The organism is Shinella sp. SUS2 (assembly GCF_001262505.1).
Classification (GTDB): Bacteria; Pseudomonadota; Alphaproteobacteria; order Rhizobiales; family Rhizobiaceae; genus Shinella.
The window spans coordinates 339,000-364,650 of the sequence record NZ_KQ410725.1 but is presented as its reverse complement, the minus strand read 5'-3'; the positions used below and the strand labels follow the sequence as shown (position 1 = coordinate 364,650).

General features: G+C 64.4%; 27 protein-coding genes and 1 tRNA gene. 15 read left to right on the top strand and 13 right to left on the bottom strand.

From position 1 onward, the window contains the following. Nucleotides 1–99 precede the first annotated feature (99 nt). The 4 genes from AKG11_RS06880 to AKG11_RS06865 all read right to left on the bottom strand — a co-directional run bounded on the left by AKG11_RS06880 (nucleotide 100) and on the right by AKG11_RS06865 (nucleotide 1,682). Nucleotides 100–309 (bottom strand): cold-shock protein, encoded by a 210-nt coding sequence (locus tag AKG11_RS06880; RefSeq protein WP_024270543.1) that lies wholly within the window; start codon nucleotides 307–309, stop codon nucleotides 100–102. 202 nt (nucleotides 310–511) lie between these two features. Next, entirely contained in the window at nucleotides 512–874 is a 363-nt protein-coding gene (locus tag AKG11_RS06875) for a DUF4087 domain-containing protein (RefSeq protein WP_050743370.1), read from the bottom strand. Between the two features lie 10 nt (nucleotides 875–884). Further along, nucleotides 885–1,184 (bottom strand): hypothetical protein, encoded by a 300-nt coding sequence (locus AKG11_RS06870; RefSeq protein WP_023514552.1) that lies wholly within the window; start codon nucleotides 1,182–1,184, stop codon nucleotides 885–887. A 117-nt stretch (nucleotides 1,185–1,301) separates the two neighbouring features. Further along, entirely contained in the window at nucleotides 1,302–1,682 is a 381-nt protein-coding gene (locus AKG11_RS06865; protein WP_050743369.1) for a BRA0787 family protein, read from the bottom strand. Nucleotides 1,683–2,091: 409 nt separating this feature from the next. On the opposite strand from AKG11_RS06865, the gene AKG11_RS06860 reads away from it, so the two are divergent. The 3 genes from AKG11_RS06860 to AKG11_RS06850 all read left to right on the top strand — a co-directional run bounded on the left by AKG11_RS06860 (nucleotide 2,092) and on the right by AKG11_RS06850 (nucleotide 5,503). Continuing rightward, a complete protein-coding gene (locus AKG11_RS06860) occupies nucleotides 2,092–2,733 on the top strand; it encodes a TetR/AcrR family transcriptional regulator (protein ID WP_245290216.1) in 642 nt (213 codons plus the stop codon). 59 nt (nucleotides 2,734–2,792) lie between these two features. Further along, nucleotides 2,793–3,812, top strand: a complete 1,020-nt coding sequence (gene ilvC / locus AKG11_RS06855; RefSeq protein WP_023515598.1) for a ketol-acid reductoisomerase — start codon at nucleotides 2,793–2,795, stop codon at nucleotides 3,810–3,812. Between the two features lie 467 nt (nucleotides 3,813–4,279). Beyond that, entirely contained in the window at nucleotides 4,280–5,503 is a 1,224-nt protein-coding gene (locus AKG11_RS06850; protein ID WP_023515665.1) for an aminotransferase-like domain-containing protein, read from the top strand. A gap of 163 nt (nucleotides 5,504–5,666) precedes the next feature. Here AKG11_RS06850 and AKG11_RS06845 read toward each other — a convergent pair whose 3' ends face one another. Further along, complete coding sequence (locus AKG11_RS06845) at nucleotides 5,667–7,310, bottom strand: M20/M25/M40 family metallo-hydrolase (RefSeq protein WP_245290215.1); 1,644 nt, start codon at nucleotides 7,308–7,310, stop codon at nucleotides 5,667–5,669. Between the two features lie 138 nt (nucleotides 7,311–7,448). Between AKG11_RS06845 and AKG11_RS06840 the strand changes: the two genes are divergently transcribed. Further along, complete coding sequence (locus AKG11_RS06840) at nucleotides 7,449–7,865, top strand: Lrp/AsnC family transcriptional regulator (RefSeq protein ID WP_050743368.1); 417 nt, start codon at nucleotides 7,449–7,451, stop codon at nucleotides 7,863–7,865. A 12-nt stretch (nucleotides 7,866–7,877) separates the two neighbouring features. On the opposite strand, the gene AKG11_RS06835 is transcribed toward AKG11_RS06840, so the two are convergent. After that, nucleotides 7,878–9,494, bottom strand: a complete 1,617-nt coding sequence (locus AKG11_RS06835) for a hypothetical protein (RefSeq protein ID WP_050743367.1) — start codon at nucleotides 9,492–9,494, stop codon at nucleotides 7,878–7,880. 154 nt (nucleotides 9,495–9,648) lie between these two features. Between AKG11_RS06835 and AKG11_RS06830 the strand changes: the two genes are divergently transcribed. The 3 genes from AKG11_RS06830 to AKG11_RS06820 all read left to right on the top strand — a co-directional run bounded on the left by AKG11_RS06830 (nucleotide 9,649) and on the right by AKG11_RS06820 (nucleotide 11,994). Next, nucleotides 9,649–10,755 (top strand): endonuclease/exonuclease/phosphatase family protein, encoded by a 1,107-nt coding sequence (locus AKG11_RS06830; protein WP_050743366.1) that lies wholly within the window; start codon nucleotides 9,649–9,651, stop codon nucleotides 10,753–10,755. Between the two features lie 128 nt (nucleotides 10,756–10,883). Then, the gene (locus tag AKG11_RS06825; RefSeq protein WP_023515670.1) at nucleotides 10,884–11,801 is read left to right on the top strand and encodes a PhzF family phenazine biosynthesis protein; all 918 of its coding nucleotides are present in this window, start codon (nucleotides 10,884–10,886) and stop codon (nucleotides 11,799–11,801) included. A gap of 117 nt (nucleotides 11,802–11,918) precedes the next feature. Then, a tRNA-Lys gene (locus AKG11_RS06820) sits at nucleotides 11,919–11,994 on the top strand. Between the two features lie 151 nt (nucleotides 11,995–12,145). Here the strand turns inward: AKG11_RS06820 and AKG11_RS06815 are convergent. Continuing rightward, nucleotides 12,146–12,625 carry an NUDIX hydrolase gene (locus AKG11_RS06815; RefSeq protein WP_082342358.1) on the bottom strand — a complete coding sequence of 160 codons (480 nt, stop codon included), beginning with the start codon at nucleotides 12,623–12,625 and terminating at the stop codon, nucleotides 12,146–12,148. A gap of 170 nt (nucleotides 12,626–12,795) precedes the next feature. Next, nucleotides 12,796–13,692 (bottom strand): bestrophin family protein, encoded by an 897-nt coding sequence (locus tag AKG11_RS06810; protein ID WP_050743365.1) that lies wholly within the window; start codon nucleotides 13,690–13,692, stop codon nucleotides 12,796–12,798. A 170-nt stretch (nucleotides 13,693–13,862) separates the two neighbouring features. Between AKG11_RS06810 and AKG11_RS06805 the strand changes: the two genes are divergently transcribed. The 4 genes from AKG11_RS06805 (at nucleotide 13,863) to AKG11_RS34455 (ending at nucleotide 17,578) form a co-directional block, all read left to right on the top strand. Next, nucleotides 13,863–14,210 (top strand): gamma-glutamylcyclotransferase family protein, encoded by a 348-nt coding sequence (locus AKG11_RS06805; protein WP_050743364.1) that lies wholly within the window; start codon nucleotides 13,863–13,865, stop codon nucleotides 14,208–14,210. 15 nt (nucleotides 14,211–14,225) lie between these two features. Further along, nucleotides 14,226–15,458 carry a molybdopterin molybdotransferase MoeA gene (gene glp, locus AKG11_RS06800; RefSeq protein WP_050743363.1) on the top strand — a complete coding sequence of 411 codons (1,233 nt, stop codon included), beginning with the start codon at nucleotides 14,226–14,228 and terminating at the stop codon, nucleotides 15,456–15,458. Nucleotides 15,459–15,532: 74 nt separating this feature from the next. Beyond that, nucleotides 15,533–16,561, top strand: a complete 1,029-nt coding sequence (locus AKG11_RS34460; RefSeq protein ID WP_050743362.1) for an iron ABC transporter substrate-binding protein — start codon at nucleotides 15,533–15,535, stop codon at nucleotides 16,559–16,561. Then, nucleotides 16,562–17,578: a FecCD family ABC transporter permease gene (locus tag AKG11_RS34455; RefSeq protein WP_050743361.1), complete on the top strand. Its 1,017-nt coding sequence runs from the start codon at nucleotides 16,562–16,564 to the stop codon at nucleotides 17,576–17,578. Nucleotides 17,579–17,629: 51 nt separating this feature from the next. Here the strand turns inward: AKG11_RS34455 and AKG11_RS06785 are convergent, their stop codons facing one another. Beyond that, complete coding sequence (locus AKG11_RS06785; RefSeq protein ID WP_023511854.1) at nucleotides 17,630–17,839, bottom strand: TOBE domain-containing protein; 210 nt, start codon at nucleotides 17,837–17,839, stop codon at nucleotides 17,630–17,632. Nucleotides 17,840–18,039: 200 nt separating this feature from the next. Between AKG11_RS06785 and AKG11_RS06780 the strand changes: the two genes are divergently transcribed. The 4 genes from AKG11_RS06780 to AKG11_RS06765 are packed head-to-tail and all read left to right on the top strand — an operon-like array spanning nucleotide 18,040 to nucleotide 21,649. After that, the gene (locus tag AKG11_RS06780) at nucleotides 18,040–19,098 is read left to right on the top strand and encodes an ABC transporter substrate-binding protein (protein ID WP_088016461.1); all 1,059 of its coding nucleotides are present in this window, start codon (nucleotides 18,040–18,042) and stop codon (nucleotides 19,096–19,098) included. Beyond that, nucleotides 19,095–20,129: a FecCD family ABC transporter permease gene (locus AKG11_RS06775; RefSeq protein WP_050743359.1), complete on the top strand. Its 1,035-nt coding sequence runs from the start codon at nucleotides 19,095–19,097 to the stop codon at nucleotides 20,127–20,129. The genes AKG11_RS06780 and AKG11_RS06775 overlap by 4 nt, the downstream gene beginning before the upstream one ends. Next, nucleotides 20,119–20,910, top strand: coding sequence for an ABC transporter ATP-binding protein (locus AKG11_RS06770; protein WP_050743358.1), 792 nt, complete (start codon nucleotides 20,119–20,121; stop codon nucleotides 20,908–20,910). Before AKG11_RS06775 ends, AKG11_RS06770 begins: the two co-directional genes overlap by 11 nt. Beyond that, nucleotides 20,903–21,649, top strand: a complete 747-nt coding sequence (locus AKG11_RS06765) for a molybdate ABC transporter substrate-binding protein (RefSeq protein WP_050743357.1) — start codon at nucleotides 20,903–20,905, stop codon at nucleotides 21,647–21,649. The genes AKG11_RS06770 and AKG11_RS06765 overlap by 8 nt, the downstream gene beginning before the upstream one ends. Here AKG11_RS06765 and AKG11_RS06760 read toward each other — a convergent pair. Genes AKG11_RS06760 through AKG11_RS06750 form a run of 4 tightly spaced genes read right to left on the bottom strand, consistent with a single transcriptional unit; the run spans nucleotide 21,640 to nucleotide 25,513 of the window. Then, nucleotides 21,640–22,425, bottom strand: coding sequence for an IclR family transcriptional regulator (locus AKG11_RS06760; RefSeq protein WP_050743356.1), 786 nt, complete (start codon nucleotides 22,423–22,425; stop codon nucleotides 21,640–21,642). The genes AKG11_RS06765 and AKG11_RS06760 overlap by 10 nt on opposite strands. A 41-nt stretch (nucleotides 22,426–22,466) precedes the next feature. Next, the gene (locus AKG11_RS35385) at nucleotides 22,467–23,099 is read right to left on the bottom strand and encodes an FAD-binding oxidoreductase (RefSeq protein ID WP_245290139.1); all 633 of its coding nucleotides are present in this window, start codon (nucleotides 23,097–23,099) and stop codon (nucleotides 22,467–22,469) included. Nucleotides 23,100–23,102: 3 nt separating this feature from the next. Then, nucleotides 23,103–23,873 carry an FAD-binding oxidoreductase gene (locus AKG11_RS35380; protein ID WP_245290140.1) on the bottom strand — a complete coding sequence of 257 codons (771 nt, stop codon included), beginning with the start codon at nucleotides 23,871–23,873 and terminating at the stop codon, nucleotides 23,103–23,105. Then, entirely contained in the window at nucleotides 23,870–25,513 is a 1,644-nt protein-coding gene (locus AKG11_RS06750; RefSeq protein ID WP_050743355.1) for a 5-guanidino-2-oxopentanoate decarboxylase, read from the bottom strand. The genes AKG11_RS35380 and AKG11_RS06750 overlap by 4 nt, the downstream gene beginning before the upstream one ends. Nucleotides 25,514–25,651: the final 138 nt, after the last annotated feature.

The window sequence follows — 25,651 nt, the reverse complement described above, 5'->3', positions numbered from 1 at the left end:
TGTCAAGTAATTTGTGTGGTCGCCTGGGAGAGCTGGAGAGCAGATGCAAAAAAGGCCGGATTGCTCCGGCCTTTCCAATTCCAATGCTGTAGCGGCCTATCAGGCTGCGACGAGCTGGTCAGCCGACATCTTGCCGGACTTACGGTCGCGGATCAGCTCGAAGCTGACCTTCTGACCTTCGTTGAGCGCTGCGAGGCCAGCGCGCTGAACGGCGGAGATGTGGACGAAAACGTCCGGCTCACCGCTGTCCTGCTGAATGAAGCCGTAACCCTTGGTCGTGTTGAACCATTTTACGGTACCAGTTGCCATGACGAAACCTTTCCTAAGCCGTCAAATCAATCTTCGGCCGCCGGGATGGCGACCATGGGAGGTCGAATTTGAAGGGTAGGTTCGTAACTGCAGGCGCGAGCGCCTGCAAATGCAGAAGTCAACGTTCAAATCTCGATGCGAGAGAAATAGGTGGTTCGGCGTTCCGGGTCAAGATGTGTGCGGGCCGGATCGCCTATGGTTTTCATTCGGCCGCCGGCAGCGCCGTATCGTTCGAGCATTGTGAAATCGGCAGCTGCCGGAAGCTGTGAATGGCGACGATCCGGCCTTCGGAGGCGTCGGTCTCCACCTTCATGCAGGCGCAGGCATAACCGTAGTTGCCGTTGGTTCGCACATAGTCGCCGGCGGAAATGTCGGGAATCCGGTCGAAACCGGCAGGCTCGTCGCCGGCACCCTGCGTCATGAGCGTCCAGGTTCCCTCACTGTCGTCCAGCCACCAGTTGGCGGGGGTCGGGTTCTGCAGCCAGCCGCAGCGGGTCTCGGCTGCCTGGGCAAGAGGGGCGGTGGCCAGCAGGGCGAGCAGGGTGCAAAGGATCGGCTTCTTCATCGTCGCATCCTCAATTCTTGATTTTCTTGCAATGGAACGTGTCGCCGCTGGCCTCGGAGGCCCAGTCCATCTCGCTGGCGGTGATGTTGGCTAGGCCGATGCGGTAGTCGTCGGCGAAGGTCAGCGTGTAGGCGCCGCCGTCCTGTTCGCTTTTCAGGATCGGCATCGGTCCTTCGCCGGAATCATAGGTTTCGGCGGTGAAGGTGAAGGTCGAGACCTCACAATCCCAGGTGCCGACATAGGGTGGCTCCTCGGCGGCGTGAGCCGACAGGGTGGAGAGAAGCAGAGCTGAGGCAAGGAGACGAAGCATGGGGCGGATCCGTCGCAGGAGAGCAGGCGCAGCTATAACGCGCAGCGCCTGCCTCTTATTCGCGTGTTGATCGGCCCATGCAAGAAAAAGTCCCGCCTTTGGCGGGACCGGTGGGAATCACGCCGGACGGCGCTTGTCGACCCGGTGATGATCGAGGAAGGCGGCGATCGCGGCCTCGCCGCACAGGCGGCGTTGCTCGACAAGGGCGCCGGCCAACTGGGCGGCGTCGCCGAACGTGCTGATCTCCGCTTCGGCTGTTGCCGGATTGCGGGCGAGCGTGTCGGAAACGATGTCCACCAGGGTGCGCGGCAGGATATCGGTGCACGTGCGCATGCTTTCGAAGACGGTGCCGATGGGCACGATCTGGTCCTCGTAGATCACCATCGGTTCGGCGCGCTCGTCCTCCCAGGCGTCGAGCGCTTCAAGGGCGGCGCCGAACAGCTGTTGCAGAGTGATGGGAGCATGTCCTTCGTGAAGGTCTGGCAGGAAATTCATCATTTTCTGTCTCCTTGGCGTAAGGGCGGTTGGCGTCGTACTCCTGACTGAAAGCCTGGATGCCGGCTTGCCGATGCGCGACGCGATCGGCCCTGCTGCACCGCAGGTCTCACAAATCTTAACGAGCGGAAACGGATTGGGAAGCGAAAAATTTTGTCCTGGGCGGGCCGTTTGCTCGTTTGATGGGGAGTTATGTTTCAAATCAGCGACATAGCGGAAAGAAAATTTCGATCTCATTGTGCGTTGCAGCGATTGTTGCATGTCGCATGGCCCGGTTGAAAAGAGATTCGGCAGGGCAAATCACCCTTCTTTTCTTCTTTGTCAGAAGGCTGTTGACCTTCGGCGCGCAGATCGCTAGAAAACGCAGAACCGTACGGTACGGTACGCAATCGATCGGGTGGATATCTTGCAGGTGTTCGAGCAGGCAAAGGCGGGGGCTGCGGCCGCGGGACTGACGGAACGTCAGGGCGCGGTGCTGGAGCGTGCGCTCGGCCTGCTGGTGGAGGGTGGCGAGCGGGCGTTGACGACGGCCGGTGTCGCCCGCGCGGCGAACTGTTCGAAAGAGAGCCTCTACAAGTGGTTCGGCGATCGCGACGGGCTGATCTCGGCGATGATCACCTATCAGGCCGGCAAGGTGCGTACGGTCGAGGTGGGGGCGGGCGCCCTGACGGCCGAAACGCTGCGCACGCATCTCATCGCCTTTGCCCGTGACCTGATCGATGTGCTCTCGGGCGATGTGTCGCTGGCGTTGAACCGTCTTGCCATCGGCCAGGCGAGCCGCGAGGGCGCCGGTCTCGGCCGCCTCCTGCAGGAGCGCGGCCGCCGGCAGATCAGCAAGCGCGCTGCGGCCCTTCTGGAGGCGGGCCGCAAGGCGAAGCTGCTTGCCTTCGACAGTGCGGACGAGGCATACGGCACGCTCTACGGCCTGATCGTCTCGGACATGCATCTGCGCATGCTGCTCGGCGAGAATGCCGCAGCGCTCAAAAAGGAATTCTCGCCGCGCGCGGAGAAGGCGGTCGATGCCTTCCTGACGCTTCATGGCGTGAAAGGATAAGCCGGCAGGCGAACCCGCCGGTTCAATGGAAACAGACTAGCTAAGGGAAGGAACCATCCATGCGCGTCTATTACGATCGTGATGCCGATCTCAACCTCATCAAGGCGAAGAACGTCGCCGTCGTCGGCTACGGCTCGCAGGGCCGTGCGCACGCCCTGAATCTCAAGGATTCCGGCGCGAAGAACCTCGTGATCGCCCTCAAGGCCGGCTCGCCGACCATCAAGAAGGCCGAAGCCGACGGCTTCAAGGTCATGACCGTCGCCGAAGCCGCAAAGTGGGCCGACCTCCTGATGATGGCGACCCCGGACGAACTCCAGGCCGACATCTACAAGGGCGAAATCGCCGGCAACATCCGTGACGGCGCCGCCATCGCCTTCGCACACGGCCTGAACGTGCATTTCGGCCTCATCGAGCCGAAGGCTTCGGTCGACGTCGTCATGATCGCGCCGAAGGGCCCGGGCCACACGGTTCGCGGCGAATACCAGAAGGGCGGCGGCGTTCCCTGCCTCGTCGCCGTTCACCAGAACGCTTCCGGTAACGCCCTCGACCTCGCGCTCTCCTACGCCTGCGGCGTTGGCGGCGGCCGTTCGGGCATCATCGAGACCAACTTCAAGGAAGAGTGCGAAACCGACCTCTTCGGCGAACAGGTCGTTCTGTGCGGTGGTCTCGTCGAGCTCATCCGCGCCGGCTTCGAAACGCTGGTCGAAGCCGGTTACGCACCGGAAATGGCCTATTTCGAGTGCCTGCACGAAGTGAAGCTGATCGTCGACCTGATCTATGAAGGCGGCATCGCCAACATGAACTACTCGATCTCCAACACGGCCGAGTGGGGCGAATACGTCACGGGCCCGCGCATCATCACCGCCGAGACCAAGGCCGAGATGAAGCGCGTCCTCGCCGACATCCAGACCGGCAAGTTCACCTCCGAGTGGATGCAGGAATGGAAGGCCGGCGGCGCCCGCTTCAAGGGTATCCGCCGCAACAACGACTCGCACCAGATCGAGGAAGTCGGCGCCAAGCTGCGCGGCATGATGCCATGGATCGGCAAGAACAAGCTGGTCGACAAGACCGTCAACTAATCGCTTCTGCTTCAGGCAGGACGATACCGGCCGGGCGGTTTTCCGCCCGGCTTTCTATTTCAGGCAACCTGAAATAATGCAGTGCATCCTTTTCCTTCTTTGCGGCGCAGCAAGTAATAAACTTGCCACGAGGCGCGAACAGGAACAAAATACGCGCGTGTTTCGTTCCGCTGTCGGGAGGAAAATGCGATGTCCACCATCATGCAATACTTCGCCTGGTTCGATCTCTTTATCCTGAGCAGTATAGCCATGCTTATCCTGCTCGGCCTTTACAGCGACCGCGCCACCTGAGCGTTGTGTTCCGCTGAAACGGGTGCCGGGGCAGGGATGCTGCGGCCAGATTAGACCCGCGCGAAACCTCGGGTCGCGGGCATGTTCTATTGGTGCGAATATTTAGGTCAGCATTATTGACATAAATACTGCGCCGTGATGAGGTGGGTTCAAACAACAAGCCCGAGGAAACCCCTATGTTCAAATGGGAACAAGCCTTCGCGACGCGTGCGTCGCGCATGAAGGCATCCGAAATCCGTGAACTGCTGAAACTCCTGGAACGACCTGACATCATTTCGTTTGCAGGTGGCATTCCGGATCCGGCCCTGTTTCCGAAGGAAGCCTTCTCCGCCGCCTACACCGATGTGCTGGCCGGCGAGGGCGCGGCGGCGGGCCTGCAATATTCCGTCAGCGAGGGCTACAAGCCGCTGCGCGACTGGCTCGCCGGTGAGATGGGCAAGATCGGCATCACCTGTTCGGCGGAAAACGTCTTCATCGTTTCCGGTTCGCAGCAGGGCCTCGATTATCTCGGAAAGCTCTTCCTGTCGCCGAAGGACACGGCGCTTGTCACCTGGCCGACCTATCTCGGCGCGCTGCAGGCCTTCAATGCCTATGAGCCGACCTACGACCGGCTGAACCTTTCCGGCAACCGCACGCCGGAGGCCTATCGTGCGACGGCGACGGAAGCCGGCGGCCGGGTGAAGTTCGCCTATCTCTCCGCCGATTTCGCCAACCCGACCGGCGAGACGGTCGACCGGGCGGGCCGCGAAAAGCTGCTCGAGCTCGCCGAAGAGCTGGAAATCCCTGTCATCGAGGACGCCGCCTACCAGTCGCTGCGGTATGACGGTGAGGCCATCCCGCCGATCCTGGCGCTGGAAATCGCCCGCAAGGGCAGCATCGATGCGGCACGCACCATCTATTGCGGCAGCTTCTCCAAGACGCTCGCGCCTGGCCTGCGCGTCGGCTACATCGTCGCCGCAGCGCCCGTCATCCGCAAGCTCGTTCTGATGAAGCAGGCGGCCGACCTGCATTCCTCGACCATCAACCAGATGGCCATCGCCCACGTCGCCGAGCGCGGTTTCGATGCACAGGTTGCGAAGATCAAGGCGGCCTATAGCGCGCGCCGCAACGCCATGCTCGCCGCCCTGCAGAAATACATGCCCGAGGGCGTCACCTGGACGAAGCCGGAAGGCGGCATGTTCGTCTGGGTCACGCTGCCGGCCGGCATGGACGGCGCTAAGCTGCTCGCCCGTTCCATCGAGACGGAGAAGGTCGCCTTCGTGCCCGGTCAGGCCTTCCATGCAGATGGCAGCGGCGCGAACACGCTGCGTCTCAGCTTCTCCTGTGCCGACGCTGCGACCATCGAGGAAGGTATTTCCCGCCTCGGCCGGTTGCTCGCCAGCGAGCGGCTTGCGGCCTGATCCGCTTCGGATGCGGTAGGGTTTGCCCCTCACCCTAACCCTCTCCCGGTAAACGGGGAGAGGGGACGTGGTCCACGAACCGGTCATTGGTTGGGAAGCCGGCACTCCATATCCCTTCGCCCCGCTTGCGGGGAGAAGGTGGCCGGCAGGCCGGATGAGGGGCCTATTCCTCCAGGCAGGCCAGCGCCGATTCGAACACCAGATCCGGCAAGACCCCGAACGTATAGGGTGCATGCACGCGCTCCCATTTCTGGTGATAGTCCCGTCCCCACGGGCCGATATTGACCGTCGGGAAGGTGATCAGGCCGTCCGGCGCATCGTCGGTAAAGGCCGCCGATGGTGTGTTGGCGGCGAGCAGGCCGGTTTCGCCGGCCTCCGGCCGATGGCCGAAGAAGCTCATGTCGGAAATGCCGGCAAAGATCTGCTTGAACTTGATCGAGGTGCCGTGCCGCGCTGCGGCCTCCTCCATCACCGGCTGAAGCCGGGCCTGCATCCGGCGGCCGGCCTCGGACTGGTCGAGATGCACCAGCGGATAATGCAGGCTGCCGAAGCCGATGATCACCGCCGGGCCCTCGATGCCGGCCTCGGTCACTGCTGCCGACACGATCTCGCGGCTGACCTTCAGGGGATCGGTGCTGCCGGCAAGCGAGGCGTCGAGGGCTTTCAGCCGGGCGAGCGCCGCACTGCCGCCGCGCGCCGTCACCCGCTCCTGCAGTTCGGCATAGTCGAGCACGAGGCCGTCGGTCCTGCCCGCGTCGCGCCCGCGATAGCGCGCCGCGTGGGCGTCCTGCGTGCGAAGCGCGATCTCCAGCGCGCCGGAAACGAGTGTCCGGAAGTCGCCGATGATGTCGCGGGCGCTGCGCCGGTGGGTCAGCCAGTTGAAGGAGAGCCAGACGCGGTCCGGCGTCGTGACGTCGTAGCCGTCGCGGATGTCGCGCGCCTCGAGGCAGACGGGTGGCGGCGAGCGCTCGCCGAAGGCCTCGTCACTGAGTTCCGGCACGGTGTCCATGGCGCGCACGATCTCGGCGCTGATGCGGTGGGCGCTCGTGCCGTTGAACGGATAGCCGGCATGGGTCGGCCGGCCGATGACGAAGGCGAAGGGCGCGAACTTGCCGATCGAACCGAGATAGACCGCGCGGCCCTCCTCGCCGTCGCGCTCGCAGCTCGAGGCATCGAGATTGATGCCGCCGACGATATCGAGGTCGAAGCGCCGGCTGATCTCCGGCAGCGCGTTGCGCAGGCTGCGCATGCCGCGCGAACGGTTCTCCTCGTCGGGCGTCGCGACGAAGAGAATGTTGCCTTCCTTGATCTCCAATCCGGCAAAGCGCTCCAGCGCTGCGATGCCGGTGGCAAGGCCGCTTTTCATGTCGAGCAGGCCGCGCCCGGCGATAAAATCGCCGCTTTTGAAATCCTTCAGCGCCTTGGTTTCCGCGGCATTCAGCGGCCGGCTTTCGAGTTCCTTCACCAGCGCCTCGGTCAGCGGCTCAGGATCGCAGGCGAGCGGCGCGAGCGTGCCGTAATTGGCGATCGAGACCGTATCGAAATGGCCGGCGAGCACCACCGTGCGCCGCCCGCTGCCGCGCACCAGCGCGCCGACGCTTCGCGTCAGCGGTTCGCCATGGCTGTCCACGGTAAAGAGCTGCTCCGGGTGGCGGCTGAAATAGGGTGTTTCGGCAAGATGCGCCCGCAACTTCTGCGAAAAATCCGCCTCGTCCGGCGAACCCGTCACGCTCGGCCAGCGGGTCATCAGAAGCGAGAGCGCGCGGGTTCGCTCGGTTGCGATGGCATGTGCGGTGTCGTTTGTCATGGGACCTGCCGAAAGCGGTTGCATTGAAGGAAGCACAAGGCTAGCCAAGGACAACGGCAGGCGAAACGGCAATTTTTTGGAAAAATTGCGGGTCGTATTGTCGTTTCGACAGAATAAACTGACAATTCGGCAGGTGTGATGGATACGATCGACCGCAAGCTCCTTGCCCTGCTGCGCAAGGATGGGCGCGCCTCGCTTTCCGCTCTCGCGGAAGAGCTGAAGGTCTCGCGCGGCACGGTGCAGAACCGGATGGAGCGGCTGACGCGCGGCGGGGTCATTGCCGGCTTTTCCGTGCGCGTGACCGAGGCGGACGACCCGCATGCCGTGCGTGCCATCATGATGATCGAGATCACCGGCCAGAAGACGCTGGCCGCCATCCAGGCGCTGCGCGGTCTCCCGGAAGTCCGGGCGCTGCACACGACCAACGGCGCCTGGGATCTCGTGGCGGAAATCCACGCGGACAATCTCGTGGAGTTCGAGCGCGTGCTGCGTGGCGTCCGCGCGATGGATGGCGTTTCGAAATCGGAGACCAGCCTGCTGCTGACGACCTTGTGAGGGCGTGCAGGCCTACGGCATCACGATGTCGATTTCCTCGCCGGTCGAGGAATAGGTGATGCGTCCACCCTTCCAGCCATCGGCCGCCTCCAGCCGGATTTCCAGCGTTACCTTGCCGTCCGGCGAAGGCACCATGAAGCTGCCGTCCGGCGACATCAGCTGGCCGATCGAGAAGGTGTAGCGCGCCACGGCCATTTCCGAGCCCACCTGCAGGCGGGTAAAGGTGCGGGCTGTCAGTGCGCGGAGCTTTTCGGTGGAGAAGAAGGCGAGGTCCTGCATGCGGAAGAGCCGCTCCGGCCGGAACTCCGCATCCCACGGCATCATCATGCTCGAGGCGGTGATGCCGCGATCGTTGGCGTTGTAGTCGCGCATGGTGCCGGGCGTATCGGGCACTTCGGCGAGCAGGCTCATCGAATCCTTGCTGATGATGATTTCGGCAAAGCGCGCGTTCTTGCCGAACTGCTCGCCGATCGTGTCGAGCGTCTGCCATGCCGTGGCCGGATCCAGCCAGTTGCGCTTCGGCTTGCGGGCATCGGGCAGGTTGGCGGCGCGCACGGTGCCGTCCGTGGTCACCTCCACGGTGCCGCTGGCGCTGAACAGCGTCATTTCTCCCGGCTGGCCGAGATCGGTGAAATGCACCACCCAGCGCAGCTCCGGCTTGCCGGGGCCGTCTGTCGAGAGCTTCAGCATCATGTAACTCATCGTCGACTTATCGTTCTGCCAGGCAGCCTTCGCCTTGTCGCGGATCATCGAGAGTTTCGAGAGGTCGACATCCCCGATCGAAAAGCCGGGCAGAGCCGATGTGCCGGGGAACATCGGCGACGTGATGGGCGAGCGCGTGACGCCGGAAATGTCCCAGGAATAGCCGACCGTGGTTTCCGGCAGGCTGGGATGGTCGGCCTTCACCTGCACGGATTTCGGATAGACCGTCAGATCGCGGACAGTGGGCTTGCTGCCAATGACGGAGGCGAGGCTTTCCAGCGCGGCCTCCTTCGGCCAGTCCTCGTCCCTGAAGAAATCCATCTGGCGGGCGCGGTTGGTGTTGGAGAGGTCGCCGCCGATGATCGTGCCCTCGGCATCCGCATAGACGGTGGCGCTTTCACGCGGCGAAGCGACGTAGATCGCCCAGCGGATATCGCCATAGGAGGGCGTCGGCAGAAGGTTCACGCGCCGCGATATCTCGATCGACTGCACCGCGCCGCCGCCTTCGAGCTTGGCATAGCCGATGGCGCGGGTGGCGACCTGGTCGGCCTTGGCAAGGGGAACCGCATCGAGCGGAAAGAGGCCGCTTGCAAGATCGGACACCATGGCTGGCGCCGATCGCGCGGACGGGCCGCCGACGATCTCGGCCTGGAAGAAGAGGAGGCGGGTCGCCTGACGCACCCGCCACTCATCCACGTCGCCGGTTCCGGCACCCTCGACGACGAGGTTCACTTCCTTTTCGGTGATTCGGATCGTGTGCACCCGCGGCGTCTTGCCGAGCGCTTCGGCGACCCGCCCTGCCGCGCGGGCGGCTTCGCCGGGGCCGGTAATGTAGCTTTCCGCGGCGCCGGCGGGCGAAAAGGCAAGGAGGAACAGCGCGAACCAGGCGGCCAGGAATGCCCGTACTGTGCAGGAAACAACACCCATGAGCGATCCTCCGCCCGCGACCGGAATGCGCATCATCCGCACTGGGTAACGGTGTGGCAAGCCGGTTTATTCCGCGAGCGACGAAAAGCGGCTTTCCATTGCCGGTCAGCCGGTTACACTTGCCCGGCATTGCCGGAAAACCTCGAAAGCCCCCATGTCGCTGCGCCTCGCCACGTTCAACATCGAAAACCTCATGACCCGTTTCGATTTCACGGGTTTTCGCAACCAGCTTCGCCAGGACCGCGTGCTGCGCCTCTTCGACATCCGCAACGAGGCGGAATACCAGCGGCTGGAGGAGGCGCGCACCATCGCGCATACCGACGATGCCCGTCAGCATTCGGCGCTCGCCATCGCAGACGCGGATGCCGACATTCTCTGCCTGCAGGAAACCGACAACATGGCGGCTCTGCAGGCGTTCGAATACGGCTATCTCTTCCGCATGGTCGGCAATGGCTATCGGCAGAAATACCTGATCGAGGGCAATGACAGCCGGGGCATCGACGTGTCCGTGCTGATGCGTGAGGAGACGCGTGACGGCCAGCGCATCGAATGTGTCGATATTCGCAGCCATGCGGCGGTCACCTATCGCGATTTCGACCTCTACACGCCGGATCTCGGGCAGGGTCACAATCCGGATGACAGGATCTTCAAGCGTGATTGCCTGGAGATGGACCTGCGCATTGGCGGCCGGCCGCTGACGCTCTATGTGGTGCATTTCAAGTCGATGGGGTCGAGCAGGGACGGTATCGACGGGCGCCAATCGACCATGCCGGTGCGCATGGCCGAGGTGCGGGCGGTGCGCCGGATCATCGAGAAACGCTTCGGTGCCGGCCACACGGCGGACAAGGCCTTCGCGATCTGCGGCGACATGAACGACTATCAGGAGAAGCTGGCGGTCGAGGGCGACAAGCGCAACGGCTATCGTTTTATCCCCCGCAGGGAGCCGGTGAGCGCGCTTGACGCCTTCACGGTGGATGGTTTTGCCGTCAACCCGATGCTGCGCCGGCCGGTGGACGATCGCTGGACGCTCTATCACAGCCGGGGGCCGGAGGAGCGCCACCTCTGCCAGCTCGACTATATCTGGCTTTCGCCCTCGCTGGCCGAGCGCAATGCACAGCGCATGCCCGAAATCATCCGCGCCGGCCAACCTTTTCGAACACCCTTCCCGCCGGGGCAAGAGGTGGAACGGTATCCGCGCGTCGGCTGGGACCGGCCGAAGGCCTCGGACCATTGCCCCGTCGTGATGACGCTCGATCTGTAGGCGCCCGGGCGTGCGGGAAGCAGAAAGTCCCAGCGGCGCGCATGGCATGATTTTCCCTTGCCCGCTGCCTGTGCCTCGGGCAATTCTAGCACAATGCCTTCGGGCAAAAACTGAACAGGGAGAATACCTTGCCCCGTCGCTACGCCATCTATGACGTCTTCACCGACACGCGGCTTGCGGGCAATCCGCTGGCCGTCGTCTTCGATGCCGATGATCTCGACGACGGCACGATGCAGCGCATTGCCGGCGAGTTCAATCTTTCCGAGACCGTCTTCGTGAAGACACCGGAAAACCCGGCGCACAGCGCGCGCCTGCGCATTTTCACGCCGGGCCGGGAGCTGCCGTTTGCCGGCCATCCGACGGTCGGCGCGGCAATCGCCATTGCCGAGGCGGGCGAGGGCGGCGAGGCCGGCCCGCGTGATCTCGTCAGCGTGCTGGAGGAGAATGTCGGCCCGGTGCGCTGCGCGGTGAAGCTCGGCATCCAGAAGGCGGCCTTCGCCGAATTCGACCTGCCGCGCAAGGCGGCACGTCTGGAGGCGACGTTCGACCGGCAGGCGCTCGCCGATGCGTTCAGCCTGAAACCCGGCCAGATCGGCTTCGAGAATCACGTTCCCTCGCTGTGGAGTGCCGGCGTCGCCTTCGTGATGATCCCGGTGCACGATCTTGCGGCCGCCGCGGCGGTCGAGTTCGATCCGACGCTCTGGGAGCGCTGTGCGCCCTTCGCGGAAGGGCGGCTTGCCTCGGCCTATCTTTATTGCCGCGGCGGCGTCAATCATCTCGCGCGCTTCCATACCCGCATGTTCGCGCCCGATATGGGCATCGCCGAGGACCCGGCGACGGGCGCCGCGGTCGCCGCCATGTCCGGTGCCATCCACTTCTTCGACAAGCTGGTGGACGGCCACCATCCGCTGCTGATCGAACAGGGTGTCGAAATGGGCCGTCCCTCGTTCATTCACCTGCACCTCGATATTGCGGGCGGGGCGATCGCCGGCGCGCGCATCGGCGGCGAGGCGGTTCGCATCGCGTGGGGAACGCTGGATTTGTGACGGATATTTTGCGGTGCGGAAGAAATTTATCCGCAGACGCATCTTTTTTCGGGATGGCTATAGACAAGCTCCGCGAACGCCTTTATACGCCCGGTCAGACCGCTGGAGCGGTCAAGTGGGTGATTAGCTCAGTTGGTAGAGCAGCTGACTCTTAATCAGCGGGTCCACGGTTCGAGCCCGTGATCACCCACCATTTTTCTCTTAAGAGAGAAATGGTTGCGCTGATTTCTTCCTGTAAAACATAAACTAGGCCCTAGGGGCCTCTCCGCTGGTCCGGGACGTTTTCTGCCGTGCAGGTGCTCGCTGCTGAAGGTGTTGGCTGGGCCTGTTCTGCTGCGTCCTTTTCAGGCGTATTGCTGGCCGGCGCGGGTCTGGGCGGGGATCGGTTTTGGGTCGAACCTCTCCGGGAGGTCGGTGCCAAACTGCATCTGCCAATAGAGGGTCAGGATGTAGTTGCGCGTCAGCGGGGCGAGCGGCAGGGCGGGGGTGTCCTGGACCGGGGTCCATATCGCCTCGTCGATCTCCGTCGTCGGTGCGACCGTTTCATCCTGCAACCTGACCAGAAACACATAGGCGATGATGAGGTGGTCCGGCGCATCGGCCGCCTCGGCTTCGAAGCAGCCGAAGGGTGCCATCCGCGAGGGCGGGATGACAAGGCCGAGCTCCGCATGCAGCCGGCGGGCTAGGGCCGCCTTGGGCGCTTCCCCATCCCGTATGGTGCCGCCCGCCTGCATGAACAGGGGCATGCCGCGCTTGCGCAGCAGGAGCGTCTCGCCGTTTTCGCGAACGACGAGGGCGACAGCGATGCGAATTTCTTCCTGCATGGTATCCGTCGGCCTCTTTCATCAGGGGACCCTTCGGCCGGTGTTTCGCCGCTTAAAGGCGCCGCCCCGTGGATTATCCCTATCGTTATATTTCACGAAATATAACGATAGGGAAGAGGGCGCGTTGCGCGTCTCTGCCCGATCGCCTCGCGAACCGGGAGCGCCTGGCCTCAGGTGAGGACGTAGTCGACCGGGACGGGCATGGGCGGCAGGTCGGTTTCGCCGAGTGCGGAGCGCAGATGGGTTTCGATCGTCGTGGCATAGGCCGAGATCGGCAGGTCGTTCGGCATCAGGCCAAAAGGCTCTTCCAGTTCCTCGCCGAGCGCATCGAGGCCGAAGAACGTATAGGCGACGAGCATGACGGCGAGCGGCGTCGCCCAGCCCAGCATGTCGGCGAAACCGAAGGGCAGGATGAAGCAGAAGAGATAGGCGGTGCGGTGCAGGAGCAGGGTATAGGCGAAGGGCAGAGGCGTGTTGGCGAGGCGTTCGCAACCGACCAGCGCCTGCGTCAGTCGCCCGAGGCTTTCGTTGAGGGCAAGGGCCTCGACGGGCGCGAGGCGGTTCTGGCGCAGCATGCGGCCGATCAATGCCGCCACGCTGTGCAGGATCGCGTCCGCCGGATGGGCGGGCAGCGCGGCCTCGCCTGTCGCCTGGCTGGTCGTTTCCCGGCGCAGTTGCCGGACGGCAGCGTGGCCGAAGGCGATGATCGCGGCGAGGATCTCCCGCCGCTCCTGCGACGGTGTGCCGGAGCCGTCGTCGAGCACGACCGTCTGCCGCGCGATATCGCGGGCGGTGTGAAGGATCTGCCCCCAGAGCTTGCGTGCTTCCCACCAGCGATCGTAGCAGGCGCTGTTGCGAAAGCTGAGGAAAATGGAGAGGGCGATGCCGATCAGTGTCAGGGGCGCAGGATTGACGCCGGGAACGAGGTTTGGCGCATAGCGGTGTGCGGTGACGACGGCGGCGGAGAGCACGCCGACTGCGGCGAGCTGCGGCCATGTGCGCAGGATCACCGACCCCTTCAGAACGAAGAACAGCATGAGCAGGCTGGGGCGAGGGCGAATGATCATGGGCGGCGATCGTCCGTTCGGCTATGGAGAGAGGATTCGGTTTGTAGAAGCATGGCCGTCGCTATATCTTTGAAAATACATCGTGCCGCCGGAGGGCCGGAGGTGGCCGTCTTGTCGACGGAAGGACGCTTCCGGCGCCCGGAACGCCCTGCCGTGCAAAGGACCCTTGAATGACCGAACCCGCCGATATCCTCTTGTTTTCCTACGGCACGCTCCGGTTGGCAAGCGTTCAGCTCTCGTCCTTCGGCCGCCTGCTGGATGGCGAGGACGATGCGATGACGGGCTATCGCACGGACAAGGTCGAGATCACCGATCCGGAGGTGTTGCGCAAGAGCGGCGAGCGCTTTCATCTGATCGTCGTTCCCTCGGAGAAGGCGGAGGACGAGGTGCCGGGCAAGGTCCTCCGCATCACCGCAAAGGAACTCGCCGCGGCGGACGCCTATGAAGTCTCGGATTACAAGCGGGTCCAGGTCTTCCTGAAATCGGGCCGGCACGCTTTCGTCTACGTCAAGGCATAGGGGACGGGCGCGGCGATGAACGAGGAGGTGCCGAAATCGCTCCGGGATGCGCTGGCTTTCATAGCCGGCTACATCGAAACACCGCTTCCGCCGGTGCGCATGGCGCTCTCCGCAGCCTTCGGCCATGTCCTTGCCGAGGATATCGTCGCATCCACCTGCCTGCCGCGCTTCGATAATGCCGCGATGGACGGTTTTGCCATCCGCTCGTCCGATATTGGCCCGGACGGAACTGCGGTTCTCAGGATCGTGCAGACGATCACCGCGGGCCAGATTGTCGTGCCGGCGCTGTGCCCCGGCGAGGCGGTGCGCATCATGACGGGTGCGCCGGTTCCGCCCGGCGCCGACCGCATCGTCGTGCAGGAGGCTGCGGAGATCAAGGGTGGCGAGGTGCGCCTTCGTGTCCGGGACGGAACCAAGCCGCATATCCGCCGCGTCGGCGAGGACGTTTCGCGGGGTGATACTCTGCTTGAGGCGGGTGCACGCATCGGCCCCGGCCAGATGGCGCTGCTTGCTGCCCTCGGTCTACGCTCCGTGCTGGTGGCGCCGCGGCCGAAGGTGGCGCTGCTGTCCACCGGTGACGAACTGGTGGACAGTCCCGGTTCGCTGGCGGCTGGCCAGGTTTTTGACAGCAATCGTCCGATGCTGTCGCATATGCTGCTTGCAGCCGGCGCCGCGGTGACGGATCTCGGCATGGCGCATGACGATCCGGAGGTGATCCTTGAACGTCTCGTCGAGGCGGCGGCGGATCACGACCTTCTGATCTCGTCAGGCGGCGCGTCCGTCGGCTTTGCCGATCATCTGGCGAGGGTTGTTTCCCGTCGCGGCTTCCTCGAGTTCTGGAAGCTGGACATGCGGCCGGGCAAGCCGGTCGGCTTCGGCGATATCGATGACTGCCCGATCCTGCTCCTGCCGGGAAACCCGCTGGCTGCGGCTGTCGGCTTCGCACTTCTCGGCCGGGCGGTTCTCGCGCGGCTGGAGGGGCGGCCGTTAAATGCCAGCGTCCTGCGCCTGCCGGTCGATCGCCCGCTCGCAAGATCCGCCGGGCGGATCGAGGTGCATTTGGGGCGGCTCCGGCTCGATTCCAGGAGCCGCGCAACGGCCGTGGAGCCGCTACCCTATGGCGGATCCGCAAGCTTGCGCCATCTCGCGCTTGCGGATGTCATGATTGTTCTCGAACCCGGGGAGGGGATGATCGACGCGGGGGAGAATGTCGACACGCTGCCGGTCTGGCAGGGATTTCCCGGCTGATCGGCGCTCCTGCCTGTTGCCATGTCGATGCAAAGCACGGATATATCCCTCAAAATATATCGTGGGAGAGATTCATGCCGGCCTTGCGCTGCCTTGTCGTTCTTTTTGCCCTGTTCCTCTCGGCCTTGCCCGCTGCGGCGCGTTCGATCACCGATGCGGCCGGGCGCGTCGTGGACATTCCCGACAAGGTGGAGCGGGTGCTCGCCGCAGGCCCACCGGCCTCGGTGCTGGTCTATGTGCTGGCGCCGGAAAAGCTCGCCGGCTGGGTGCGCGAGCCGAAGGCGGAGGAAAAGGTCTTTCTGCTGCCGGCGACCCGGGACCTTCCCACGTTCGGCCAGCTCACCGGCAAGGGTGGCACGGCCAATATCGAGGCGGTGCTGGCGGCAAAGCCTGACATCATCATCGATGTCGGCACGGTGAACCCGACCTATGCCTCGCTTGCCGACAAGGTGCAGGCGCAGACCGGCATACCCTATGTGCTTGTCGACGGTGCCTTTGCCCGAACCGGCGCGATGCTGCGCGAGACCGGGGCGATACTCGGCGTCGCGGCGCGGGCGGAGACGCTTGCCGCCTATGCCGATGAGAGGCTGGCCGCGCTGGAAAAGGGTCTTGCCGACATTCCTGAGGACAAGCGCCCCGCCGTCTACTACGGCCGCGGCGCGGAAGGGCTGGAGACGGGCCTTGCCGGCTCGATCAACATGGAGATCCTCGAAGCGGTCGGCGCCCGCAATGTCGCGGCGGCTGCGGGCAAGGGCGGCCTCACCCAGGTCTCGCTGGAACAGATCCTATCCTGGAAGCCGGACGTCATTCTCGCCGCCTTGCCGAAATTTGCGAAAACCCTGAAGGACGACCCGCTCTGGGCGGGGCTGGAGGCGGTGAAGGCCGGCCGCATCCATGCAACGCCGACGCTACCCTTCGGCTGGATCGATTCGCCGCCCGGCATCAATCGCCTGATCGGCATCGCCTGGCTGGAACACACGCTCTATCCGGACGCGTTTCCCGCGGCGCTCGATGAGGAGGTGCGTACCTTCTTCAAGCTGTTCTACCAGGTGGAGCTCAGCGACGAGCAGATTGCAACGCTGCTGAAAGGTGCGGCGAAGTAGATGCGGCTACGCGCTGCCCCACCGGGCCGGCTTGCCGTGATGCTCGGTCTTGCCGGCCTCGTTGGGTTGGCGGCCCTCTCGATGATGGTCGGCAAATACGGCGACGGGCCGCAGCCGCTTTTTACCGCCCTCAGGCAGCTCGTGACGGGCGAGACGACAGATCCGCTGCTCGCCACCGTCCTCTGGAACGTGCGCCTGCCGCGCGTCATGGCGGCCGTCGTCGTCGGCGCGGGACTGGCGGCGGCGGGCGCGACCTATCAGGGCCTGTTCCGCAATCCGCTCGTCTCGCCGGACCTGCTCGGCGTCTCGGTCGGCGCCAGTCTCGGGGCGGTACTCGGCATCTTCCTCTCCCTGCCTGTGCTCGCCATCCAGCTCGCCGCTTTTGCCGGCGGGCTCATGGCGGTGTTTGTCGTCACCGGTATCGGCGCGCTGGTGCGCGAGCGCGATCCGGTGCTGACGCTGGTGCTTGCCGGCATCGCCATCCAAGCGCTGATCGGCGCCGGCATTTCGCTGATCAAGGTCTTGGCCGACCCCTACGACCAGCTCCCGGCCATCACCTATTGGCTGCTCGGCAGCATGACGGCGATCACCCGCTTCGACGTGCTCTCCATCCTGCCCGCCGTCGTCCTCGGCCTCGTGCCGCTGCTGCTGCTGCGCTGGCGGATGAACATCCTGACGCTCGGCGAGGAGGAGGCGCGCACGCTGGGCATCGATACGGTGAAGACGCGCATCGCCCTTATCGCCGGTGCGACGCTGGTGACGGCCGCGACGGTCTCCGTGACCGGCATCATCGGCTGGATCGGCCTCGTCATCCCGCATATCGCCCGCATGCTCGTCGGGCCGGATTTCCGGCGCCTGCTGCCGGCCGCCATGCTCTTCGGCGCGGCCTATCTCCTCGTCGTCGACATGCTGGCGCGCTCCATCGCGGACATCGAGGTGCCGCTCGGTATCCTGACGGCAACCGTCGGCGCGCCCTTTTTCCTGTGGCTGCTGATCGCCGGAAAGCGGGGCTGGTAACGAGGCGCTTGCCGCGCGCGTCGTCGCGGCAAGCGGTGTTCAATCGGGATGTTAGTCGACCGCGACCATCACGTCGGACGCCTTGACGACCGCATAGGCTTCGCCGCCGACGGCAAGGCCCAGTTCGTCGACGGATTCGTTGGTGATCGACGCGGTGACGACGGCGCCGCCGGCGACCTCGATACGGACATGGGCGGTGGTCGCACCCTTCGTCACTTCGATGATCTTGCCCTTGAGGCGGTTGCGGGCGCTGATTTTCATTGGGCTCTCCTGTGCTCGTGTGTTTGACGGCGCGCCATAATACGCCGCGTTACCCGGTGACTACCACGCAAACCGGGAGAACACCTCCAGATTTGCCGGCGCTTCTCAAAAAACGCCGCACGTAATATTTCTAAAAATATAACGTTGTTGCCGACGGGGGATAGCTGCTATCCCTTCGCTTCCGATCGGAGGATTCCTTCATGCTCGCACGTCTTGCCACTGCCCCGAAGATCGCGCTCGCGATCGCCGGCCTTCTCTTCGCCGCGCCTGCCTGGGCGGATCGCGTCGTCACCGACCAGATCGGCCGGCAGGTGCACGTTCCCGACGTGGTGAACCGCGTCGTCATCCTGCAGCACCAGACCCTCAACATCGCCGTGCAGCTCGATGCGATGGACAAGGTCGTCGGCGTGCTCGACGAGTGGAAGAAGCAGCTCGGCGCCAAGTACGTGCGGCTGGTGCCGAACCTTCCCGACCTTGCCATGCCGGGCGGCCTGACCAAGGTAAACATCGAGGAGCTGCTGACGCTGAAGCCCGACGTGGTGTTCGTCACGAACTACACGCCGGCCGACATGGTCAAGCAGATCGAGGAGGCCGGGCTTGCCGTCGTCGCCATATCGCTGCTCGATGTACCGCCGGAAGAAGCCGTCAAGATGAACCCTGATGTCGCGGATGAGCCGGCGGCGATCGATGCAGGGTTTGCGGCCGGCGTGCGGCTGATTGCCGATATCCTCGACCGCGAGGAGAAGGGCGAGGCGATGATCGCGGCCACAAGGAAGACCCGTGCCCTTGTTGCCGAGCGCCTTGCCGACATTCCCGAGGACAAGCGTGTCCCCGTCTACATGGCCAACCCCGAACTTTCGACCTATGGCCGCGGCAAATACACCGGCCTGATGATGGAGCGCGCCGGCGCCCGCAACGTCGCCAACGAGATCGCCGGCTTCAAGCAGGTGACGATGGAGGATGTGTTGAAATGGAACCCCTCCGTCATCTTCGTGCAGGAGCGCTACCCGGCCGTGGTCGACGAGATCAAGGCGGCGGCCTCCTGGCAGACGATCGACGCCGTCAGGAACGGCCGTATCTATCTGATGCCGCAATATGCCAAGGCGTGGGGGTATCCGATGCCGGAAGCCATGGCGCTCGGCGAACTCTGGATGGCGAAGGAACTCTATCCGGAACGTTTCGCGGATATCGACATGCAGAAGGAAGCGGACGCCTACTACAAGGAATTCTACCGCACCGATTATCGCGCCGGCCAATGAGCGGTGGGGCGGCTGTGCGACGGCCGGCCGGGGCAACGGTGGCAGTGCTGCTGATCGTGCTGGTGGTCGCCGCCATCGCCGCGCTCGGCATCGGTCGTTACGACATTCCCTTTGCGCGTGTGATCGCCATTCTGCTGGCGCCGATCAGCCCGCCGGAGGTTCCCGTCACGCCGATGGAGGCGAATGTCGTCTTCACGGTGCGTTTGCCGCGTATTCTCCTCGCCGTGCTGGCGGGGGCGGGGCTTGCCCTGTCCGGGGCGGCACTGCAGGGCGTGTTCCGCAATCCGCTGGTCGGGCCGCAAGTGGTCGGCGTCTCCTCGGGGGCTGCCTTCGGCGGGACGCTCGCGATCCTCTTCAGCCTCCCGCGTTATGGGCTCCTCGCCTCGGCCTTCGCCTTCGGGCTGTCGGCCCTCGTTCTCGTCTACGCCCTCAACGGCATCGTCGCCCGCCGCAACATTCTCGCGCTGGTTCTCGCCGGGGTCGTCATAACCGGCTTCTTCAGCGCTCTCGTCAGCCTGCTGCAATACCTTGCCGATGCCGAGGACAAGCTGCCGGCCATGGTGTTCTGGCTGCTCGGCAGTTTTGCCACCGCGAACCGGGACAAGCTTCTCCTGGTTGCCGCGCCGGTCGTGTTGGGCGGTGTGCTGCTCATCGGCCTTCGCTGGCGCATCAATCTCCTGTCGATGGGCGATGAGGACGCCCGCACCCTCGGTGTTTCCGTCGAGCCGCTGCGCTGGCTGGTGCTCGTTCTGGTCTCGTGCATCGTCGCCGCGCAGGTCGCCGTCAGCGGGGTCATCGGCTGGGTCGGGCTGGTCGTGCCGCATATGGCGCGTTTGCTGGTCGGGCCGGATCATCGTGTCATGATGCCGGCCTCGCTCCTTCTCGGTGCCCTCTATCTCCTCGCGATCGACACGGTCGCGCGTACGGTCACATCGACGGAAATCCCGCTCGGTATCCTGACGGCGCTGATCGGCACGCCAGTCTTTGCTCTGGTGCTGCGGCAGACCCAGAAAGGCGGTCATGGCCTCTGATCTCGTCATGCTGCATCTCGACACGGCTGGTCACTCCTATGACGGCGACCGCTGGCAGTTCCGCGCACTCGATCTCGATCTCCGCGCCGGGGAGATCACCGCGATCCTCGGCCCGAATGGTCGTGGCAAATCCACCCTGCTGCGTGTGCTCGCGGGGCTGCTGACGCCGACCTCCGGCACAGTCGAAACCAATCCGCGAACCGGTGTCGTGCCGCAGGAGTTTTCCGGTGCCTTCCCTTATTCCGTACTGGATATCGTGCTGATGGGGCGCGCCCGGCACGTTGCCCTGTTCGGCACGCCGGGTGCGGCCGACGTCGAGAAGGCGATGACGGCGCTGGAGGCGACCGGCATGGCCGGCTATGCGGCGCGCAGCATCGGCTCCCTGTCGGGCGGGGAGCGCCAGCTCGTCCTGATCGCCCGGGCGCTGGCCGGGGAGAACGATGTGCTGCTGCTCGACGAACCCGCCTCCGCGCTCGATTTGAAGAATCAGGACATCGTGCTTTCGCTGCTCGGACGGCTGGCCGACAGCGAGAAACTGGCGATCGCCTTCACGACCCATCAGCCGAACCATGCGACCGCGATCGCCGACAAGGTCCTCCTGATGCTGCCGGAAACCCAGACCCTGTTCGGCCCGACCGCGACGGTCATGACGGAAGCGAGCCTCGAGGCGCTCTACGGCGTTCCCGTCCGCGGCGTTCGGCTCGGTGGCGGGGATCGGGAGGAGACCGCTTTCGTACCGCTTTTCCGGCAGAGGGTGCGCAGGAGAAAGCAGGATGACTGAGGGGATCCGCATCCTCGCCGCCGGCAGCCTGCGGCACGCCCTGCCGGACATTGCCGATGCCTTCCGGGAGGCCGCCGGCGTTCCGGTTTCCGTATCGCTGGGGCCGGCCGGGCTGTTGCGCGAACGGATCGAGGCGGGCGAGCCCTTCGATCTCTTTGCCTCCGCCAACATGGCCCATCCGCAGCATCTTGCGTCGACCGGGCTGACGGAGGAAGCGGTCTGTTTTACGCGCAACCGGCTCGTCGTTCTCGCCCGCACCGGCCTCGGGCTGACCGCGGAAAATCTCGTGACGGTGCTTTCGGCCCCTTCGACCCGGATCGGCATGTCGACGCCGGGCGACGATCCGTCGGGCGACTATGCGTTCGACATGTTCGATCGTCTGGAGGCCCATCATCGCGGCCTCGGCGAAACGCTCAAGGCCCGGGCCCTGCAACTGGTCGGCGGGCGTCATTCGCCGCCGGGGCGTAGTGCCGCGGGTCTGATCGCCGAGGGCATAGTCGATCTTTTCCTCGGCTATGCATCGAATGCCCGCCTCCACGCAAAGGACCCTGCTTTCGGCATCGTGGCGATCCCGCCCGCCTATGCGCCGGATATCGCCTATGGCCTGGCGCTACGCAAAGGCGCGGCAGAGGACGCCGCCACCTTCCGGGACTTCCTGTTGTCTGAAGCGGCAGAGCGGCTTCTGCTGCGGAACGGGTTCGAAAGCCGTGACGGCGCAGTGCATCGCCGTCAGCGATGACTTGAGAGCAGGTGAGATAGCTTGCCCGCGGTCGACTTCACGAACGTCGCCATCTCGGTTTCCTCGAAGCGGCTATGCATCCTCGCGCTCATGCCCACGATGCCGACGGTGAGGAACACGTCTCCGTGTTCGAAGGTGACGGGGGCCGCGAGCGCGAAGACGCCCGGGTCGAACTCCATGTCGTTCACGGCATATCCCCGCTGGCGCGCCGCATCCAGTTGCTGCCGGATCTCGGCCCGGTCGACGGTCGTGCCGGCCTGAAACCGGGGGATATCCGCGCTGAGCACGTCCGCGATGAAATCCTCGTTCTGGAATGCCAGCATGGCCTTGCCGCTCGCGGTTGCGTGAAAGGGGAATTCATATCCGGGGTGGATCAGCGAGGATGGCGCTTCCTGCGGGAAGGCAAAGGCCTCCAGCTTGATCTTGCCGGCCACCAGCCGACAAATGAAAGCCACTTCCTGCAGCTTGTTGGCCAGTTCGGTCAGGAGCGGCGAGGCGATCTTCTCGATCGGGGCATCCCCGAAGCTCAGGTTGAGGAGGCGCCGCAGGCGTGGGCCGGTGAGATAGACCTTCTTGTTCGGCGCCGCCTCGAGATACCCGACATCCAGCAGGGTATTGGTAATGCGGTGGGCCGACGAGACCGGGATCTGCGCCGCGTTGGCGATATCCTGAAGGGTCAGGCCGGACGACGAAAACGCAACGGCGTCCAGGACGGTCGCGATCCGCCGCAGCGGGTTCGATCCCTTTTCAGACCCATTTTCCTTCGTTTTGCTCATTCACTTGATCCATGCTCGCATGTGAGAATTCTGTTGCTCCCTCAAGGGTGGTCCGGAAGGAAGATCTTTCCCGGGTTCATCAGCCCCTGTGGGTCCAGTGCCTGTTTGATCGACTTCATGACTGCAAGGCCTGCGCCATGCTCGGCTTCCAGATACGGACGCTTTCCAAGGCCGACGCCGTGTTCGCCGCTGACGGTTCCGCCAAAGCCGAGCGCGCGTGCAACCAGCCTTGCGTGAAGGCGCTCGGCTTCGTCAATCTCTGATTTCGCGGCTGGATCGATCAGGATCGCCAGATGGAAGTTTCCGTCGCCGACATGGCCGACGATCGGGGCGCAGAGCCCGGTGGATGTCAAATCGGCCTGCGTCTCGGCGATACAGGCCGCCAGGTTCGATAGCGGCACGCACACATCCGTCACCATCGCCTTGGCGCCCGGCCGTAGCAGTGGCTCCGCATGGGCCGCATTGTGCCGGGCCCTCCAGATTTCCGCCCGCTCACGGGCCGTCGAGGCCCAGTGAACGGATTTCGCACCGCACTGCCTCAGAAGATCCTCGACAGCCTCGGCCGTTCCGTCGAGCGGGCCGACACCCGAATGAAATTCGAGGAACAGGGTGGGGCGGCGCTCATAGTCGAGCCTCTCGTATCTGCACACCGCTTCCAGCGCCAGCTCGTCCATGAATTAGGCTCTCGCCACGGGGTAGCCGAGCTGCATCAGGAGAACGACGAACTCCACCGCCAGCCCTACTTCTTCGAAAACCGCGCGCAGGGCGACGACATGTTCCGGGATGGGATGAAGCCGCAGGGTCAATTTCGTGATGATCCCCAATGTCCCCTCCGAGCCGACGAAGAGTTTTGTCAGATCGTAGCCGGATGACGATTTCCTTGCACGCCCTCCCGTCTGCACGACCGTTCCATCCGCCAGAACGACTTCCAGGCCGATGACGTTGTCGCGCATGGAGCCGTATTTCACGGTCATCGTTCCGGATGCGCGGGTGGCGGCCATGCCGCCGAGGGTCGCATCGGCGCCGGGATCGACGGGAAAGGCAAGGCCGGTGTCCCGGAGAAACGAATTCAGCACCGAGCGGGTGCACCCCGCCTCGACGGTGCAATCCATGTCGGATGCATTCACCGACAGCACGGCGGTCATGCCGGAGAGGTTGATGCAGAGCCCGCCAAAAACGGCGTTGACGCTGCCTTCCATGGCGCTGCCGCTCCCGTAGGGAATGACCGGAACCCCGTATGCTGCACAGATGCGCACGGCATCGACGACATCCTCGGTCGTCGTTGCAAACAGCACGCCATCGGGTGCCGCTGCCGGATGCCACCCTTCGTCGTGGCCGTGATGGTCCCTGGTGGCGAGAGCGACAGTGAACCTGGAGGCAAACCGGGCGTCCAGTTCGCCGGCGGCGGCCTCGAAATCGACCTTTCTGGCGCGCGCTTCGGGCTTCATCGAAGATACTCGGCATCCTGCCTGACGAGGATGACCGTCGGGCGGTCGGCAGAAAGGGCGCCGCGAATCGCATCTTCGATCTCTTCCAGCGATCGGGGCGTCGCCGTGCGGCAGCCGAAGGCGTCGGCAAGGGCCATGAAATCGGGGTTCAGCGGGCGGACGCTCACTTCCGGGATATTTCTTGCCCGCATGAAATCGGCGATCTCGCCGAGGCCGTCATTGTCCCAGAGAACGATCGGCAGGGGTAGTTTTTGTTCGACCGCGGTCGCGAGCTCCTGAACGGTGAAGAGAAGGCCGCCATCGCCGACAAGCGCGAGACAGGCGCGTCCGGGCGATCCGGCGGCACCGCCGATCGACGCGGGCAGGGCGTATCCCAGCGTTCCGTACCCGACTGGAAAGTGCCATGTGCCGGGAACGTCGACGGGGAAATAGACGCATCCCGTGTAGGCGATCTGCGTCATGTCGGCGTAGACCAGTGCATCCGGGGGAAGCGCATTCCTGATGGCGCCGAGCACGGCGACGTGCTGGCGCTCCAGCGGCGATATCTCCTGCCCGACCTGTTGCCGGATGGTCTCGAAATCCAAATCCCATGTCGAGGCGAGGGGCCGCCGGCTCATCTCATCGGCAAGCGCCGCAGCGGCAAGCCCCGCATCCGAAACGATTGCCGCGTCGGGCGTGTAGTCCCTGACCGTTGCCGCGGGATCGATGTCGATCCGGACGAACCTTCCGGAAATGGCGAGGCGGGTCGTGTCCGTGCGCGCCGGCCCATCGGAAGCCGCCTCGCTGTCTGCGGTGACATAGAGGTCCGGCTCCGAGATCTCGGTGCCGATCGCGATCACAAGATCGGCCTCGAGCTCGACGAGCCTGCGGATTCTTGCCCTCTGGAGCGTGGATCCCAGCGAGAGGGGATGCGATTCCGCAACCACGCCCTTGCCGGCGACCGTGGTGACGATGGGTGCCTGCAGGCTTTCCACGAGGCGCGTCAGGGCGGCCCCCGCGTTGCGGCAGCCGCCGCCGGCCAGGACAATCGGCCGTTTCGCCGCGCGCAACAGGTCTGCCGCTGCCTTTACGTCCTCGGGGTTCGGGCCGGGCTGGCGGGGAAGGAATGTTCGGACTGGGCGCGGCGCAACGTCCTCGTCGAGAATGTCGAGGGGGATCGAGATGTGAACCGGGCGCGGCCGTTCCGTCCGGAACGATGTCATCGCCCTCGCCAGATGCTCGCTGATCTGCCGGCCCGTCAACGCCGTGGCGCTGAAGCCGGTGATCGGCGCGGTCACGGCCTGCTGGTTGGTGATCTCGTGCAGCATGCCGCGCCCGAGGCCCATGTCGTCGCGGGCGATCGCACTCGTTACCGCCAGAACGGGAATGGAATCGGAATAGGCTTGCCCGATCGGCGTGGCGGCATTGGTGACCCCCGGGCCGCTGATGATGAGGCAGACACCGGGCTTTCCGGTGGCACGGGCATAGCCGTCGGCCATGAAGCCGGCGCCCTGTTCGTGTCGTGCGCCGATATGGCGGATCGTGCTTTTTGCCAGGGGGGCGAAGAAGGCCAGGGTGTGCACGCCGGGCATGCCGAAGACCGTATCGACGCCGTATCCCTCGAGTTGCGCGACGAGTTCTCTTCCGCCGGTATTTTTCATGGGTCCTCCAATTCCGTTTTTCGGAAGCAATTTCTGTTATACTGAATATGCTGTTGACAAGGTTCCGGCAACCCCCTACTCATTCTGAAAAATGAAAATAACTTCCGTAATTCGGAATTTTATCAACAAAGAGTGGGA

Bases quoted from the DNA above. Each gene is read 5' to 3' on its own strand.
- AKG11_RS06880 (WP_024270543.1), bottom strand. From the start codon at position 309: ATGGCAACTGGTACCGTAAAATGGTTCAACACGACCAAGGGTTACGGC.
- AKG11_RS06875 (WP_050743370.1), bottom strand. From the start codon at position 874: ATGAAGAAGCCGATCCTTTGCACCCTGCTCGCCCTGCTGGCCACCGCC.
- AKG11_RS06870 (WP_023514552.1), bottom strand. From the start codon at position 1,184: ATGCTTCGTCTCCTTGCCTCAGCTCTGCTTCTCTCCACCCTGTCGGCT.
- AKG11_RS06865 (WP_050743369.1), bottom strand. From the start codon at position 1,682: ATGATGAATTTCCTGCCAGACCTTCACGAAGGACATGCTCCCATCACT.
- ilvC (WP_023515598.1), top strand. From the start codon at position 2,793: ATGCGCGTCTATTACGATCGTGATGCCGATCTCAACCTCATCAAGGCG.
- AKG11_RS06850 (WP_023515665.1), top strand. From the start codon at position 4,280: ATGTTCAAATGGGAACAAGCCTTCGCGACGCGTGCGTCGCGCATGAAG.
- AKG11_RS06845 (WP_245290215.1), bottom strand. From the start codon at position 7,310: ATGACAAACGACACCGCACATGCCATCGCAACCGAGCGAACCCGCGCG.
- AKG11_RS06840 (WP_050743368.1), top strand. From the start codon at position 7,449: ATGGATACGATCGACCGCAAGCTCCTTGCCCTGCTGCGCAAGGATGGG.
- AKG11_RS06835 (WP_050743367.1), bottom strand. From the start codon at position 9,494: ATGGGTGTTGTTTCCTGCACAGTACGGGCATTCCTGGCCGCCTGGTTC.
- AKG11_RS06830 (WP_050743366.1), top strand. From the start codon at position 9,649: ATGTCGCTGCGCCTCGCCACGTTCAACATCGAAAACCTCATGACCCGT.
- AKG11_RS06815 (WP_082342358.1), bottom strand. From the start codon at position 12,625: ATGCAGGAAGAAATTCGCATCGCTGTCGCCCTCGTCGTTCGCGAAAAC.
- AKG11_RS06810 (WP_050743365.1), bottom strand. From the start codon at position 13,692: ATGATCATTCGCCCTCGCCCCAGCCTGCTCATGCTGTTCTTCGTTCTG.
- AKG11_RS06805 (WP_050743364.1), top strand. From the start codon at position 13,863: ATGACCGAACCCGCCGATATCCTCTTGTTTTCCTACGGCACGCTCCGG.
- glp (WP_050743363.1), top strand. From the start codon at position 14,226: ATGAACGAGGAGGTGCCGAAATCGCTCCGGGATGCGCTGGCTTTCATA.
- AKG11_RS34460 (WP_050743362.1), top strand. From the start codon at position 15,533: ATGCCGGCCTTGCGCTGCCTTGTCGTTCTTTTTGCCCTGTTCCTCTCG.
- AKG11_RS34455 (WP_050743361.1), top strand. From the start codon at position 16,562: ATGCGGCTACGCGCTGCCCCACCGGGCCGGCTTGCCGTGATGCTCGGT.
- AKG11_RS06785 (WP_023511854.1), bottom strand. From the start codon at position 17,839: ATGAAAATCAGCGCCCGCAACCGCCTCAAGGGCAAGATCATCGAAGTG.
- AKG11_RS06780 (WP_088016461.1), top strand. From the start codon at position 18,040: ATGCTCGCACGTCTTGCCACTGCCCCGAAGATCGCGCTCGCGATCGCC.
- AKG11_RS06775 (WP_050743359.1), top strand. From the start codon at position 19,095: ATGAGCGGTGGGGCGGCTGTGCGACGGCCGGCCGGGGCAACGGTGGCA.
- AKG11_RS06770 (WP_050743358.1), top strand. From the start codon at position 20,119: ATGGCCTCTGATCTCGTCATGCTGCATCTCGACACGGCTGGTCACTCC.
- AKG11_RS06765 (WP_050743357.1), top strand. From the start codon at position 20,903: ATGACTGAGGGGATCCGCATCCTCGCCGCCGGCAGCCTGCGGCACGCC.
- AKG11_RS06760 (WP_050743356.1), bottom strand. From the start codon at position 22,425: ATGAGCAAAACGAAGGAAAATGGGTCTGAAAAGGGATCGAACCCGCTG.
- AKG11_RS35385 (WP_245290139.1), bottom strand. From the start codon at position 23,099: ATGGACGAGCTGGCGCTGGAAGCGGTGTGCAGATACGAGAGGCTCGAC.
- AKG11_RS35380 (WP_245290140.1), bottom strand. From the start codon at position 23,873: ATGAAGCCCGAAGCGCGCGCCAGAAAGGTCGATTTCGAGGCCGCCGCC.
- AKG11_RS06750 (WP_050743355.1), bottom strand. From the start codon at position 25,513: ATGAAAAATACCGGCGGAAGAGAACTCGTCGCGCAACTCGAGGGATAC.